This window comes from Muribaculum gordoncarteri (assembly GCF_004803695.1).
In the GTDB taxonomy this organism is placed as follows: domain Bacteria; phylum Bacteroidota; class Bacteroidia; order Bacteroidales; family Muribaculaceae; genus Muribaculum; species Muribaculum gordoncarteri.
The window spans coordinates 749829-764436 of the sequence record NZ_CP039393.1 but is presented as its reverse complement, the minus strand read 5'-3'; the positions used below and the strand labels follow the sequence as shown (position 1 = coordinate 764436).

Annotated in this window: 14 protein-coding genes; 11 read left to right on the top strand and 3 right to left on the bottom strand. The window is 51.5% G+C overall.

Annotation, left to right across the window (positions count from 1 at the left end; all coding sequences use genetic code 11):
- Position 1 precedes the first annotated feature (1 nt).
- The 3 genes from E7746_RS03295 to E7746_RS03285 all read right to left on the bottom strand — a co-directional run bounded on the left by E7746_RS03295 (position 2) and on the right by E7746_RS03285 (position 2047).
- Entirely contained in the window at positions 2–460 is a 459-nt protein-coding gene (locus E7746_RS03295; RefSeq protein WP_136409823.1) for a DUF4252 domain-containing protein, read from the bottom strand.
- A 28-nt stretch (positions 461–488) separates the two neighbouring features.
- Positions 489–1298, bottom strand: a complete 810-nt coding sequence (locus tag E7746_RS03290) for a TonB-dependent receptor (RefSeq protein ID WP_136409822.1) — start codon at positions 1296–1298, stop codon at positions 489–491.
- A gap of 74 nt (positions 1299–1372) precedes the next feature.
- Positions 1373–2047 carry an SGNH/GDSL hydrolase family protein gene (locus tag E7746_RS03285; protein WP_135947455.1) on the bottom strand — a complete coding sequence of 225 codons (675 nt, stop codon included), beginning with the start codon at positions 2045–2047 and terminating at the stop codon, positions 1373–1375.
- A 179-nt stretch (positions 2048–2226) separates the two neighbouring features.
- On the opposite strand from E7746_RS03285, the gene E7746_RS03280 reads away from it, so the two are divergent.
- From E7746_RS03280 to E7746_RS03230, 11 genes are all read left to right on the top strand, one after another.
- Positions 2227–4239, top strand: coding sequence for a M13 family metallopeptidase (locus tag E7746_RS03280; RefSeq protein ID WP_136409821.1), 2013 nt, complete (start codon positions 2227–2229; stop codon positions 4237–4239).
- A 148-nt stretch (positions 4240–4387) separates the two neighbouring features.
- Complete coding sequence (locus E7746_RS03275) at positions 4388–4666, top strand: HU family DNA-binding protein (RefSeq protein WP_136409820.1); 279 nt, start codon at positions 4388–4390, stop codon at positions 4664–4666.
- Complete coding sequence (locus tag E7746_RS03270; RefSeq protein WP_136409819.1) at positions 4663–5763, top strand: HU family DNA-binding protein; 1101 nt, start codon at positions 4663–4665, stop codon at positions 5761–5763. The genes E7746_RS03275 and E7746_RS03270 overlap by 4 nt, the downstream gene beginning before the upstream one ends.
- A 175-nt stretch (positions 5764–5938) precedes the next feature.
- On the top strand, positions 5939–6934 hold the full coding sequence (locus E7746_RS03265) for an AAA family ATPase (protein ID WP_135947451.1): 996 nt from the start codon (positions 5939–5941) through the stop codon (positions 6932–6934).
- Positions 6935–6950: 16 nt separating this feature from the next.
- A complete protein-coding gene (locus tag E7746_RS03260) occupies positions 6951–7826 on the top strand; it encodes a DUF58 domain-containing protein (RefSeq protein WP_123396057.1) in 876 nt (291 codons plus the stop codon).
- A gap of 61 nt (positions 7827–7887) precedes the next feature.
- On the top strand, positions 7888–8901 hold the full coding sequence (locus E7746_RS03255) for a cell wall anchor protein (protein WP_136409818.1): 1014 nt from the start codon (positions 7888–7890) through the stop codon (positions 8899–8901).
- The gene (locus E7746_RS03250; protein WP_136409817.1) at positions 8901–9887 is read left to right on the top strand and encodes a vWA domain-containing protein; all 987 of its coding nucleotides are present in this window, start codon (positions 8901–8903) and stop codon (positions 9885–9887) included. Before E7746_RS03255 ends, E7746_RS03250 begins: the two co-directional genes overlap by 1 nt.
- 31 nt (positions 9888–9918) lie before the next feature.
- Entirely contained in the window at positions 9919–10950 is a 1032-nt protein-coding gene (locus E7746_RS03245; RefSeq protein WP_135947449.1) for a vWA domain-containing protein, read from the top strand.
- A gap of 14 nt (positions 10951–10964) precedes the next feature.
- A complete protein-coding gene (locus tag E7746_RS03240) occupies positions 10965–11777 on the top strand; it encodes a tetratricopeptide repeat protein (protein ID WP_168184285.1) in 813 nt (270 codons plus the stop codon).
- A 53-nt stretch (positions 11778–11830) separates the two neighbouring features.
- Positions 11831–13642 carry a BatD family protein gene (locus E7746_RS03235; protein ID WP_136409815.1) on the top strand — a complete coding sequence of 604 codons (1812 nt, stop codon included), beginning with the start codon at positions 11831–11833 and terminating at the stop codon, positions 13640–13642.
- Positions 13643–13679: 37 nt separating this feature from the next.
- Positions 13680–14459 carry a tetratricopeptide repeat protein gene (locus E7746_RS03230; RefSeq protein ID WP_136409814.1) on the top strand — a complete coding sequence of 260 codons (780 nt, stop codon included), beginning with the start codon at positions 13680–13682 and terminating at the stop codon, positions 14457–14459.
- Positions 14460–14608: the final 149 nt, after the last annotated feature.

Sequence of the window (14608 nt, the reverse complement as noted above, 5' to 3'; positions counted from 1 at the left end):
ATCACTTATTATTGGATTCATTTACAAATTTGAGAATATCGCTCTTTTTGAAATCGCCTTTCAACTCCATGAACGTACATTCCGAATCGGAGTAGTTAAGCAGATAAAGCCTTTTTATCTTGTCGCCCTTGGAGTCCATCCAAATTTTTACGACATCACCGTCATCATTCATGCGCAAAAGCTCCTCGCATCCACTGTCGGTGTCGTTAATCATGTTTATAAGCGGTTCACACCGACTTTCGGAAACGAGCATTTTCATGCTTTTGACTTTGTCGGCCATGGGAACATCGTTTACACCTCCCAAGTTTTTACCAAGCCATGTTACAAAAGGAGGCATGCTGATATACGTGACATCCTCTTTCTTTTTGAACTCATTAAAAACGCTGTCAAATCCACGACTATAACCGGCCTGAACCGCCAGCAGCAACGCGATGATAATAATTGACAATCTTTGTTTCATAATCTCTATTTTTTATCAATCGCCCCGTTTATCGGGGCTTACAATCAATAGACCCTAAAACTGATTTTTTGTTACAAAAATATTTGATTTTTTTAAGCGCCCGTTCAAATCCACTTAATGCCACCCACACCACGGTAGTGTCAGGATTGATGTAACTATAGTCCAGCTGAAGGTTCCCTCTGTTCTCATCCATATATCCGCCCACAGGGGTTTCCTTACGGGTAAGCGATTGTCCGTCGGGATAGATGAATGTTTCATAGTATTCACGTGTACAACCTATTTTATTTGTCAGCTTATAATTCATGCTTAGCCCCCATTGCGACTTGCCGTCGTTGAATTTAAGCGATGCATACCATGGAGCCCATGCACAGTTCAGCGCCTGATCTCCCGACAACATAAACGCACCTCCGGCATCGGGATTTGCGACAATGAAATTCACCACCGCGTTAGCTCCATTGTAACGCAATCCCGGGTTATCAATCCACTCAACTCTCTTGATTGTTTCAGGCAATAGTGATTGGACTTGTTCAGTCGTGGCTACTCGACCGTTAATACGCAACTGCACACTTTGCCCCGATGACTTGACTGTGCCGGAAAAGTCATCCACGTTAAGTGTTGGAATCATTAGATTACGGAGCATCTGCATGCCGTTTTTAGAATATTCCACAGCCGTTTGCGATGGATAAAACACATCCATGTCGGCCTTTCGTATAATCCTTGGAGCCTGAACAACTATCTCGTCAAGCTCATGGGTTGCAATCGAATCGGGCACTTCATTGTGAGCAATCGCCACAGTGCCTCCTAATAATGTAATTAATGAAGTGAACAAGAATCTCATTTTGGTAATCCATTTTTGAATGATTACCTTTTAGACCCCTGTCCACCCGATTATGTTACAAAGACAAATACGATTTAGAGCGAGCGTATAAACTTCTCGCCATAGTCGAGAAGCAGATCATGTCCGGCCGCATTCAGATGGGCCGTGTCGTTGACACCGCCGCCTTGAAAGTATTTGGCACGGAACTCGGGATTGTTGACATCAATGCCACTTGTGTGAGCTGCGTCGAGCACAGGAATACCGTAACGACCGCAAGTCGAGATTATCTCCTCGATTACCTCCTTGAAATAGGGACGATCGACATTCCACGGTGTCACAAAACCGATGGCGGTATCGGGGTAACGCTCCTTAAGGCTACGACACAACGTGTCGAGGCTCTTGGTAAACTTGTCCCAGCCGCCGTACTTGGCCACCCAGTCGGCATCGTTATGTCCGGCGATCACAAGCAGTATGTCGATGCTGTCGGGCAATTCCTTGTAACGCTCGGTCATCTCCCGGCCAAAGCCCTCCTTGCTGCGGTCAAAAGCTATCGAGCTGCCGTTTCGTCCGAAATTGATGTATTTCATGCCCATTCGCTCGGCCACCTTTGAATGCCAGGCCTCGGTGTAGGGGCGCAGATGATTGGCCACATAACTGTCGCCGAACACACACATTGTCTTTCCCGAAAAATCGTCATCGGCCGCAAATGCTGAAACATTTAACGAAATGACAGCCGCTAAGGCTGCAATAGCTTTAATCAAGGTATTCATATTGATTTCTATATTTACGCCCTAAAGTTAAAAAACTTTTTAATATGCCGCCCTATTATTTACCCCTTAATTTGTCACTTGACCTCACAAGCTTTGTCGGCTCGATAAAGTTTTGTACTTTTGCACTACATACATAGACAAGAACTTTATACCAAATTATATAATTCAAGCACTAAATCATGAGTAAAATCAAGTATGCAGTTCTTTCTATCGCTTTTACATCAACGATAATCATGAATGCAGAACAACCCAAAGGCGTCGACCGTAACAATCTCGACCCGTCGGTGACGCCACAAGAGGACTTTTACGAGTATGCCTGCGGCGGATGGATGAAAGCCAATCCGCTCAAGCCCGAATTTTCACGTTACGGCACATTCGACCAACTCCGTGAGAACAACCGCACACAGGTGCGTGACCTCATAACCGGCCTCGACACAAAGAATGCCCCCCAAGGCTCAATGACACAAAAGATAGGCGACCTCTATGCGCTGGGGCTCGACAGCATTAAGCTGAACCTCGACGGAGCGCAACCCATAATGGGCGATGTTGTAGCCATAAATCAGACACCCAAGGCCGACCTTATCGACCTGATAGCCGTGATGCCCGGAATATCGGCGTTCTTCGCCACCGGAGTGGAAGCCGACATGATGGACTCCAACGCCAATGCCATGTATTGGTCGCAAGGCGGACTCGGACTCGGCGACCGTGACTACTATCTTGAAGATAGCGAAAACGCACGTGACCTACGTGACGCCTATCGTAAATATGTGATGACGCTCACCCGTCTTGTAGGCTATGACGAAGCCGCACAACAACGAGTAGCCGACAACGTGATGAAAATCGAAACCGCACTCGCCGAAGCGGCCATGTCACGCGAAGAGCTGCGCAACCCTGCGGCATCCTACAACCCCATGACCATGCAGGAGCTCGCCGAGCGTTATCCCAATGTCGACCTGAAGCGTTACTTCGCCAAGCAGGGCATCAACGACATCAATTCGGTAATCATAGGACAACCCAAATCGCTTGCCGCTGTCGACAGCATCCTGGCCAACGCCACCGAGCAGGAACTGCATGACTACTTCACGGCAGGTTACATAGCTTCGGCCGCCCCCTACCTGAGCGATGACTTCGTGACAGCCGACTTCCTGCTATCCAAGGCCGTGTCGGGTGTTCAGGAGCCGCTACCCCGATGGAAACGCGCAGTAAGCGTCCCCAATTCTCTTCTCGGAGAGGCCGTAGGTCAGCTCTATGTCGAAAAATATTTCCCGCCGACATCCAAGGACAAGATGCTCGACCTTGTTGCCAACCTTAAGACAGCACTGCGACAGCACATCGACGCACTCACTTGGATGAGCGACACCACCAAGGCCCGCGCAAGGGAGAAGCTCGACGCATTCTCCGTGAAGATAGGCTACCCCGACAAGTGGCGTGACTACAGCAAACTTGACATCGACCGACGCAAATCCTACTGGGACAACATAAAAGGAGCAATAAAGCATGAACAGGCCTACAACCTCTCAGACTGGGGCAAACCCGTCGACCGCGACCGATGGTTCATGACACCTCAGACGGTCAACGCCTATTATAACCCGACGACAAATGAGATATGCTTCCCCGCCGGAATACTTCAGGCTCCCTACTTCAACCCCGACGCCGACCCGGCCGAAAACTACGGCGCGATAGGCGTAGTGATAGGACATGAGATGACGCATGGATTTGACGACCAGGGCAGTCAGTTTGACAAGGACGGAAACCTGTCGAACTGGTGGACCGAAAACGACCGCAAACGTTTCAACGAGCTCACCGACGGTCTTGCCGAGCAGTTCAACCGCATCATCGTCCTCGGCGACACTCACGCCAACGGCCGATTCACGCTCGGCGAGAACATAGCCGACCAGGGAGGATTGCGAGTGGCCTACACCGCCTATCACAACTCACTCGGCAACAGCGAGGGCGAAGTAATCGACGGCTTCACGCCCGACCAACGATTCTACCTCTCCTACGCCAACGTATGGGCCGGCAACATCCGCGATGAGGAGATACTGCTGCGCACCAAGACCGATCCCCACTCGCTCGGCCGCTGGCGCGTCAACGGCAGCCTGCGTAACATCGAGCCGTTCTTCAAGGCATTCAACATCAAAGAAGGCGACAAAATGTACATGCCGGTCGACCAACGAGTCATCATCTGGTAACGACCGATTATAATGTAACGCTGACATCACGATACGCCGCGAGAACCATCCCGCGGCGTATCTCGTTTCATCTATATAAATAAGGAATAGGGATGAATGATTATTGCAATGTGGGGAAATTTCTTAAATTTGTAGAAAATTTTAGAGAATGGACAATAACGCTGTTGTTAACGAACTTTCCAAGAGCATGGGACGTGATGCAAAGGACATCGCGGCTCTTCTCGACGGAATAACCGCCATAATGCGCGAAAAGCTTAGCGCAATGGACTCCATAGCCATACCCGGATTCGGCACTTTCGAGCCAATCAAGGAGGACGAACGAATCCAAAACGACCTATCGACCGGAAAGCGGCTCTTGCTGCCTCCTGAAATAACCGTACAGTTCAAGTCAAGCGCCTTGTTACGCCGTAAAATTTCCGACCTATGAATCTCACAATCACATTCCCGCAACTCGCCGCTGCACTGGCACAAGCCACCGGAAGCAGCCAATCCACAGCCGAAACATTCATCCGTCAGCTGTTTGACTACATATCATCCGAGCTTTCGCAAGGACGAAGCGTCAGCATAAAGGGACTAGGAGCCTTCACGTTAGGAATGTCGCCCGAGAATCCGATACTCTGGCAACCCGCTCCCGAGCTTGCTGAAGCGGTAAACCAGCCCTTCGCCTTTTTCGAGCCGGTAGAGCTGAACGACGGCGTGACCGAGGAGGTGCTGTCGACACCGCCGTCAGCCGACACTGACAAAAAAGAGGATGAACCGGCAGATGTTTCGGAGATTAAAGCCGACGACAACGAGGCTCTACCCATCCCCGAACCCGACGACACTCAGGTTACCGCCGAAACAAGCGACGACAAAGAGTCGCCCGAAGCTTCCGCTGAAGAATCTGCCGAAGAGCCTCAAGAACAAGAAGAGCCATCGACTGTAGATGACGCTCAGCAACAAGACGATTCAACCGCCGACGATCAACCCGCCGATGCTCCTGAAGCCGACGAAACGCCCGACTATCAGGAAGAGTACGCCCCACAACAGCGGTTCAATCCATGGTTTGCGCTAATCATCGGCTTGGCCATAGGTCTTGTGGCAGGATACTACGCAGGTTATCGCTGGCAATACTATCCTTGGGCCGCATCGATGCAATACGAGCCGCAAGCATCAGATACAATAATCGATCCCTACAAGGCCCTCGACTCCGTTATCGTCAATGTCGACAGCCTGCCGGCCGTGACTGTCGATTCAGCAGCTGTAGTCGAGCCGGCCGTCGTTGTGCCCGAAGTAATAACCGACACCATAACGGTGACACGATTCCTCACCACCATGGCGCGAAAATACTACGGCGACCATCGTTTCTGGGTCTACATCTATGAAGAAAATGCCCCGAAACTCCGTCACCCCGACAAAATACGTCCGGGCACAGTGGTCGTCATTCCACCCGCCGAAAAATACGGCATAGATGTTAACGATCCCGAGAGCGTTAAGAAAGCTTCATCCAAAATCGGTGAAATTTACTCCCGTTTTGACAAATAATCTTAATCTTTTAACAAGATAAAGGATATATAGCTAATTTTAACAATCGGTCTTAACTATAAAGTTGTTGGAATATATAAATTTGCACTCACGGGGGAATTATGCCCAAGCGTAAACAAAAAGCGAATTAACATAAATATTAAATAAAAAACAGTTATTACTCAAAAAAGGAATTATGAGTGACACGGTAAACATTAGAGAGCTCAACGACCTCGTTGCCGCAAAGAGCGATTTCATCACCCTCATTCAGCGAGGAATGGACCAGACAATTGTCGGTCAAAAGCATCTCATCGACTCACTGCTCATAGCTTTGCTTTCCAATGGCCACGTACTGCTCGAAGGCGTGCCCGGTCTGGCAAAAACATTAGCAATAAAGACTTTGGCACAAATCATCGATGCCAAATACAGCCGCATCCAGTTCACTCCCGACCTGTTGCCGGCCGATGTAATCGGTACTATGGTCTACAGCGTCAAGAGTGAACAGTTTCAGGTGAAGCGTGGTCCAATATTCGCCAACTTCGTACTCGCCGACGAAATCAACCGTGCGCCGGCCAAGGTACAGAGCGCACTGCTTGAAGCCATGCAGGAGCGTCAGGTGACAATAGGCGACAGCACATTCCCCCTCGACGAGCCCTTCCTCGTAATGGCCACCCAGAACCCCATCGAGCAGGAAGGTACCTATCCCCTGCCCGAGGCACAGGTCGATCGTTTCCTCTTGAAGGTTGTCATAGGCTATCCCTCCAAGGAAGAGGAGAAAGTCATCATACGCCAGAACATCACCAACGAAAAGAAGGAGATACGCCCGCTTCTTAAGCCCGAAGAGATTCTCGAGGCCCAGCGCGTCGTAGAGAAGATATACATCGATGAGAAAATCGAGCGTTACATCGTCGACATCGTATTCGCAACCCGTTTCCCGGCCGACTACAACCTCAACGACCTCACGACAATCATCGCCTTCGGTGCATCGCCCCGTGCGTCAATCAGCCTTGCACGCGCCGCACGCAGCTACGCATTCCTCCGCGGACGCGGTTACGTTGTGCCCGAGGATGTAAGAGCAGTGGCCCATGATGTGCTCCGTCACCGTATCGGACTTACCTACGAGGCCGAAGCCAACACCATCACCGCCGATGAAATAATTTCAGAAATCCTTGACAAGGTAGAAGTACCCTAAGTAGAAAGTCACGCTTATGGATGCCAACGAGCTTCTTAAGAAAGTAAGAAAAATCGAGATCAAGACCAAGGGTCTGTCGCAGAACATATTCGCCGGTGAGTACCACTCGGCGTTCAAGGGTCGCGGCATGATGTTCAGCGAGGTGCGCGAATATCAGTACGGCGACGACATCCGCGACATCGACTGGAACGTGACCGCCCGTCACAACCATCCCTATGTCAAGGTCTTCGAGGAAGAGCGCGAGCTCACCGTGATGCTTCTTATCGATGTGTCGGGTAGCCGCAACTTCGGTGCCATGGGCGAGGACAAGCGAGAAATGATAGCCGAAATAGCCGCTACGCTGGCCTTCTCGGCTATACAGAACAATGACAAGATAGGCGTGATATTCTTCTCCGACAAAATCGAGAAATTCATTCCCCCGAAAAAGGGTCGACGCCACATCCTGTTCATAATCCGCGAACTGCTTGACTTCACTCCCGAGCAACGCGGCACCGACCTGGCCGAGGTGCTTCGCTACATGACCGATGCGCTGAAGAAACGCTGCACAACGTTCATAATCTCTGACTTCATCGACTCACACGACTACTACAAGGCGCTATCTATCGCCAACAACAAGCACGATGTCACGGCCATACAGGTCTATGACAAGCGTGACGCTCAGTTGCCCGATGTGGGATTCATGCGAGTCATCGACCTCGAAACCGGACGCGACCGATGGGTAAACACCTCATCGGGTAAAGTGCGACAGGCATTCAACCGGTGGTGGTATGAGCGTCAGCAGCAGATGATTGACCGCTTCAATCGATGCCGCGTCGACTACACCTCTATTGCCACCGACGAGGATTTTGTTAAATCGCTCATGGGTCTGTTCCAGAAACGCGGCGTGAGATGACATCAACCGCCGCCTTCACGGCAACACTCCACAACCAACCTACAATTCAATATCGCAGAATATGAAAGTTATCAATCGCATTCACTTATTACTGACAGCACTGCTACTGTCGTGCGCCACAGCCCACGCGGCGGCTCCTGTCAGCGTAAAGGCGTCGCTTGACTCAACCTACCTGATAATGGGCAAGCAAACGCTCTTGAAAGTGAATCTTGTGCAGGACAAAGGCACTCAGGGTTACTTCATAACCAACAACGGCGACACGCTCACCCGCGAAGTCGAAATAATTGGCCTCCTCCGCAGCGACACTACCGACATAGGCTCCAACCGCGAAGAGATTGTGCGTGAAATCATAATCCAGTCATTTGACTCGGGGCTCTATACTCTGCCTCCGTTTGTCTACGTGGCCGACGGCGACACATTCGCGTCCAACGACCTGGCTCTCAAGGTGCTCCCCGTCCCGGTCGACACCATGACCACAGTCCATGACTACGCCGGAACGATAGCGCCACACACCCGCATCTGGGACTATCTGCCCGACTTCATAACCGACTATTGGTGGATATATGCCATAATCCTTGCAATAGGCATAGCCGTAGCAGCCTACTTCCTCTTCTTCAAGAAGAAAGTGATAGCAGCCGTGCTTCCCAAGAAGAAACCCGTGCCGCCCTACGAAATGGCTATGCAGCAGCTCAACAAGCTTAAGGAGGAGAAACTCTGCGAGCGCGGACAGGAAAAAGAGTACTACACCCGCCTCACCGAGATTCTTCGTGTGTACCTTGACAAGCGTTTCGGCATAAACGCAATGGAGATGACATCCACACAGATTCTCAACTCCCTGCGTCACCGCGACGACACCAAGCCTACTACACAGCTCATGAAGCAGATTCTTGAAATGGCCGACTTTGTAAAGTTTGCCAAGGTGCGTCCGCTCCCCGACGACAATGTCAAGACCCTCAACATGGCCGTGCAGTTTGTCGAGGATACTAAACCGGTAGAACCCTCGGCCGAAGAGTCATCAGAAACCGACGACGACAAGCCGACCGACGAAACTTCACAACCTAAAGACAAGAAATAATGCAACTCGCTCATCCTGAATATCTCTGGTTGTTTCTTCTGCTCGTACCGTTGATTGCATGGTACGTGTGGAAATATCGTAACGCCTATCCCGCACTCGAAATATCCACGACAACACCCTACAACAAGTTGCCGCGTTCAATAAAGGAGTACATGCTGCACGGACTGTTTCTGTTGCGGCTCGCGGCGATATCATGCGTCATCATAGTGCTTGCACGACCCCAGACTCGCGACAGCTGGCGCACATCGTCGACCGAGGGTACCGACATCATCATAGCCCTCGACATATCGACCTCGATGCTCGCCCGCGACTTCAAGCCCGACCGCTTCGAGGCGGCCAAGGATGTGGCGGCCAAGTTTGTCGCCGGACGCGAAAGCGACAACATAGGCGTGGTCATTTTTGCCGGCGAAAGCTTCACTGCCGTGCCCATGACCACCGACCGATCGGTGCTTGCCAACTACATCCACGACATAAAGATGGGAATGCTTGAGGACGGAACCGCAATAGGCGACGGACTCGCCACATCGATAAACCGCATCAAGGACGGAAAGGCAAAGTCGAAGAGCATCATACTCATCACCGACGGAACCAACAACACCGGTAACGTGGCACCCGTAACGGCTGCCGAGATTGCCAAGAAATATGGCATAAAAGTCTACACCATCGGTGTGGGTCGCAACGGCACCGCACCTATGCCGCAGCAAAACTACTTCGGCGGCATCGACTATGTCAACATGCCGGTCGTTATCGACGAGAACACCCTCCGCTCCATCGCCTCTACCACAGGCGGAAAATATTTCCGCGCTACGGGCAACAACGTGCTGAAGGACATCTTCGCTGAAATCGACCAACTCGAAAAGACCCAGATGGATGTACGCCACTTCTCCCACACCGAGGACAACTACATGATGTGGGCATGGCTCGCCATCGGACTGTTCCTGCTGGAAATCTTGCTGCGTCACACCGTGTTGCGCACAATTCCATGACAATTTACTATAATAATATATAGCCAAAACAATGTTCAGTTTCGCTAATCCACACCTTCTATATCTACTGTTCCTGCTTCCCGTTGTAGCAGGGCTATACATCATTGCGAGGATTGCACGGCGACGCAAGCTCATGCGTTACGGCCGCATTGCAACCCTGACGCCGCTCATGCCCGACGCTTCACGCTACAAGCCCGGGATTAAGCTGGTTCTTCAGCTTATAGCAATAGCCGCACTTGTTATCGTGCTGGCGCGTCCACGTGCCGGTGCCAAGGAGGAGGTGAGCGAAGTACAAGGCATAGAGGTGATGATATGCCTCGATGTATCCAACTCGATGCTCGCTTCGTCGACCGACGATCCGCGCGGTGTGTCGCGACTTCAGCGTGCCAAGCTCGTGCTTGAAAAGCTCATCGACAAGCTCGACAACGACAAGGTGGGCCTGATCGTGTTTGCAGGCGACGCCTACACCCAGCTGCCCATAACGAGCGACTTCGTTTCGGCCAAGATGTTCCTCAACAGCATCTCCACCGAAATGGTCCCCACCCAGGGAACGGCCATAGGCGCTGCCATACAGATGGCTATGAACTCGTTTACCCCCGATGAGGATATGCAGCGTGCCATAATCGTGATAACCGACGGCGAGAACTTCGAGGACGACCCGCTCGCAGCGACCCAGGAAGCAGCCAAGCGCGGCATTCAGGTCGATGTGATAGGACTCGGCTCGACAAAGGGCGCACTCATCCCCATAGGCCGTAACGGTCAATATCTGAAGGACGACTCGGGCAACCCCGTGACAACCCGTCTTGATGAAACGATGGCCCGCAAGATAGCCGAGGAAGGCGACGGCATATACGTGTCGGGAGCCGCGTCGACAGTAGTCAACGATGTCGACGAGCAGCTCAAGACTCTCGCCACCAGCAGCCTTGAGAAAATCAACTACACGGCAAGCGCCGAGCAATTCCCCGTATTTGCATGGATTGCGCTTGCATTTTTGATTCTTGACATATTCATGCTTGACCGAAAAGTGGGCTGGCTGAAAAAAATCAACTTCTTTAGCAAATAAAAACAATGCTGACGATGAATCGAATTCTATCCCTATTGCTCCTGCTTGCCGCATCGACATCGGCCTTTACCGTTTATGCCGCCGATGACGACAACTCCACACGCAAGGAGCGCAACTACATACGCGAGGGCAACTCCCTTTATAAAGAAAAGCGATATGCCGACGCCGAAGTGGCCTATCGAAAGGCTCTTGAGGAAAATGCCATGAGCGACATTGCCATGTACAATCTCGCGGCATCGCTCATACGCCAGTCGGGAACCGCCGACCCCAACTCGGGCAACAACCCTATGGCCGAGGCGCAACAGCTTCTGCAGGGGCTGACCCAAAGCAGCCGTGACATGCAGATTGTTGAAAACTCCTTCTACAATCTTGGCAACATGGCATTCAACCAGCAGCAGTATGACCAGGCTATAAACATGTATAAGGGAGCGTTACGCAAGAATCCCGACAACGACAAGGCCCGCGAAAACCTGCGCCTAGCCCAGCTGAAGCGACAGGAGCAGCAAAATCAGGATCAGAATCAGGACAAGAAGGACCAGGATCAGAATCAGGACCAGCAACAGAATCAACAGAATCAGGACCAACAGCAAAATCAGGACCAGAATCAGGATAAAAAAGACCAGGATCAGCAGGGCGACAAGGAGAAAAACGAGAAGCCCAAGGATCAGCAACCGCCTCAACAGCAGCAAGGCGGCATAAGCGACGCCAATGCCGCTAAAATCCTCAAGACAATGGAAAACGAGGAGAATGCCACCCGCCGAAAGGTCCAGGAACTGAAAAAGAAAGAGGAAGAGTCATCACGTCGCCGCACCGGCAACCAGTGGTAACCGACTCCCTCATCGATTGTGCAACTTGACAGAATAAAACGAACAGAGTGAATATGAAACGAATATTGTTGATATTAACATTATTGCTCGGCGTCGCTGCGTCGGCATCGGCCGAAACATCGTTCACGGTCATCCCGCCGCGCACGGTTATCGCCGGCAACAAGTTCAATGTCACCTTCAGGCTGAAGGACGGACAAGGCTCGGGACTTAAAGCTCCCGAAATAAAAGGCTGTACCCTCGTCTTCGGCCCCTCGACATCCACAATGCAGAACTATCAGTGGGTCAACGGCAAGTCGACCTCTTCGGTGACAGTCGACTATTCATTCACCTACCGCGCCGACAATCCCGGCACCTATACAATTGGCGAAGCCCGCATAACGGTCGACGGAAAGACCTACACCACCAAGCCCGCCACGTTCAAGGTACTCCCGCCCGACCAAGCGGCCCAAGGCTCCAATCAGGGCGTGAGAGTAGACGACATAAGCAGCCAGACATCCGACCGATCGGTGTCGGCCAACGATGTGTTTGTGCGCATAATCCTGAACCGTTCACGAGCCTACGAGCAGGAGGCCATCCTGTGTACGATAAAGCTCTATACAAAGTACAGCATCAGCTCGTTCCTGCCCACCACCCAGCCGTCGTTTGACGGATTCCTCATCGAAGAAGTAAACCTCCAGCCTCAGCTTAACGAGGTGGAACACTACAACGGACAGAACTACATGACCGCCGTGTTGAAGCAGTGCATCATCTTCCCCCAGAAGTCGGGCAAGCTCACCATCAACTCGGGAAAATATGATGTGACGGTAGTGCAGCATGAGCGTTTCTCAGGATTCTGGGGTGGCTCGCGACCTGTGGAGAAAGAGATAAAAGTAAGTTCCAACTCCGCCTCAATCAACATCGATCCCCTGCCCTCGCCTCAGCCCGAGGGATTCACCGGCGCCGTGGGTACATTCTCCATCGACAGCCGTCTGAGCACATCATCGTTCAAGACCAACGAAGCTGCATCGCTCATATACACCATAACCGGTACCGGCAACATAAAGTACATCAAGGAACCGGTAATTGACTTCCCCACCGAATTTGAGCAATACACTCCCCAGAATGAGATAACGGCACAGGTCAACGGTTCATCAGTCAGCGGAACGATGAAAATCGACTACACATTCGTGCCTCAAAGCGTGGGCGATTTCCACATAGGCGCCGACAAGTTTGTCTACTTCAATCCCGAAAGCCGCAAATATGTCACGCTCACCACGCCCACCTATGATATAAAGGTGGCACGCGGAGCTGCCGTATCGGCCGCCGCCGATGTCAACAAGCAGAGCATATCGAGCAAAAACACCGACATACTCCACATTAAGATGGGCGACCTGCACCCCGAGAAAGTACACCGTTACTTCTACTCGTCGGCATGGTATTGGCCTGCCTATATCGTGCTCGCCCTCATTCTTGTAGCTATAATATGGATCTACAGCAAGAAGGTTAAGCTCAACGCCGACATTCAGGGCCGTCGACTTGCCAACGCCAACAAAGTCGCCAAAAAGCGACTCAAGATTGCCAAGGGATTCATGTCGGCTCATGACAACGACAAGTTCTACGAAGAGATGCTCCGTGCTATATGGGGTTATCTGAGCGACAAGCTCGGCCTGCAGGCATCGCAGCTCACGCGCGACAACATCGACCGCGAACTCACCGAGTACGGCGCACCGCAGAATCTCACCGACTCCTTCATCAACATAATCGACGAGTGTGAAATGGCTCGCTACTCCCCCGCCAAGAGCGATGAGCAGATTGAGGAACTATTCAACCAGGCTTCCTCGGCCATGAACGCCATGGAAGGTATAAAGCGCGCCAAGCGTCAATAACTAAATCACTCATTCACATCCACGAAAAAGAAACGAAATGAAACGCATCATATCGACTCTAATTCTGATGACAGCCGTGTTCAACATGATCTCGGCATCTTCGCTGACTCAGGAAGCCGACTCTGCCTACATGAACGACGACTTCATCAAAGCAGCGAAGCTCTACGAAGAGATTGCCGCCAATGAAGGCACCTCAAGCAACCTCTTCTACAACCTTGGCAACGCCTACTACCGTCAGGGAAAGCTCGGACTCGCCATATTGAACTATGAGCGTGCGCTTCGGCTCGACCCCTCCAACAAAGATGCACGCACCAATCTCGCATTTGTCAACTCAAAGATAACCGACGAACCCGGCGACCGCGGAATGTTCATCTCCAACACCGTAAACGGATTTGCCTGCAAGACCCCGGCCAACACCTGGTCGCTGATTGCCATCGGCTCATTTGTCCTGCTACTCGGCGCCATCGCTCTATATGTGTTCTCATCCAATGTGCGCTTGCGCAAGACCGGATTCTTCGGCGGCATCCTCCTGCTCGGAGCCTGCGTACTGGCCAACATAATGGCATCCATTGCCACACGCTACTCCACATCCCACAACGAAGCGATAATCATCGAGCCCTCTACCCTGCTGAGCACATCGCCGCGCACACCCAAGGACCGCAGCGAAGAGGCAATGCTGCTCCACGAAGGCACCAAGCTCGAAATCCTCGACTCCGTGACCACCCGCATCGACTCCGTGACCACTCGGTGGTATGATGTCAAGGTCGACAACAACAATCGTGCATGGGTACGCGCGTCGGCGGTAGAACGCATCTGACCCTCCCCGGCAGCATCAACTCATTGCAACATCGGCAAGTAACTGCGAGTGCGACAGACAAATTGATACTATATGTTTTATAACACATAACTTTATGCTCACAAAATTTGCTTTTTTGATACGAAAAGGCTAATTTTAACGACATCAAA

Excerpts from the sequence above, each read along its gene's own strand:
- E7746_RS03260 (WP_123396057.1), top strand. The coding sequence starts at position 6,951 with ATGGATGCCAACGAGCTTCTTAAGAAAGTAAGAAAAATCGAGATCAAG.
- E7746_RS03235 (WP_136409815.1), top strand. The coding sequence starts at position 11,831 with ATGAAACGAATATTGTTGATATTAACATTATTGCTCGGCGTCGCTGCG.
- E7746_RS03245 (WP_135947449.1), top strand. The coding sequence starts at position 9,919 with ATGTTCAGTTTCGCTAATCCACACCTTCTATATCTACTGTTCCTGCTT.
- E7746_RS03275 (WP_136409820.1), top strand. The coding sequence starts at position 4,388 with ATGGACAATAACGCTGTTGTTAACGAACTTTCCAAGAGCATGGGACGT.
- E7746_RS03265 (WP_135947451.1), top strand. The coding sequence starts at position 5,939 with ATGAGTGACACGGTAAACATTAGAGAGCTCAACGACCTCGTTGCCGCA.
- E7746_RS03255 (WP_136409818.1), top strand. The coding sequence starts at position 7,888 with ATGAAAGTTATCAATCGCATTCACTTATTACTGACAGCACTGCTACTG.
- E7746_RS03295 (WP_136409823.1), bottom strand. The coding sequence starts at position 460 with ATGAAACAAAGATTGTCAATTATTATCATCGCGTTGCTGCTGGCGGTT.
- E7746_RS03240 (WP_168184285.1), top strand. The coding sequence starts at position 10,965 with ATGAATCGAATTCTATCCCTATTGCTCCTGCTTGCCGCATCGACATCG.
- E7746_RS03285 (WP_135947455.1), bottom strand. The coding sequence starts at position 2,047 with ATGAATACCTTGATTAAAGCTATTGCAGCCTTAGCGGCTGTCATTTCG.
- E7746_RS03280 (WP_136409821.1), top strand. The coding sequence starts at position 2,227 with ATGAGTAAAATCAAGTATGCAGTTCTTTCTATCGCTTTTACATCAACG.
- E7746_RS03230 (WP_136409814.1), top strand. The coding sequence starts at position 13,680 with ATGAAACGCATCATATCGACTCTAATTCTGATGACAGCCGTGTTCAAC.
- E7746_RS03270 (WP_136409819.1), top strand. The coding sequence starts at position 4,663 with ATGAATCTCACAATCACATTCCCGCAACTCGCCGCTGCACTGGCACAA.
- E7746_RS03290 (WP_136409822.1), bottom strand. The coding sequence starts at position 1,298 with ATGAGATTCTTGTTCACTTCATTAATTACATTATTAGGAGGCACTGTG.
- E7746_RS03250 (WP_136409817.1), top strand. The coding sequence starts at position 8,901 with ATGCAACTCGCTCATCCTGAATATCTCTGGTTGTTTCTTCTGCTCGTA.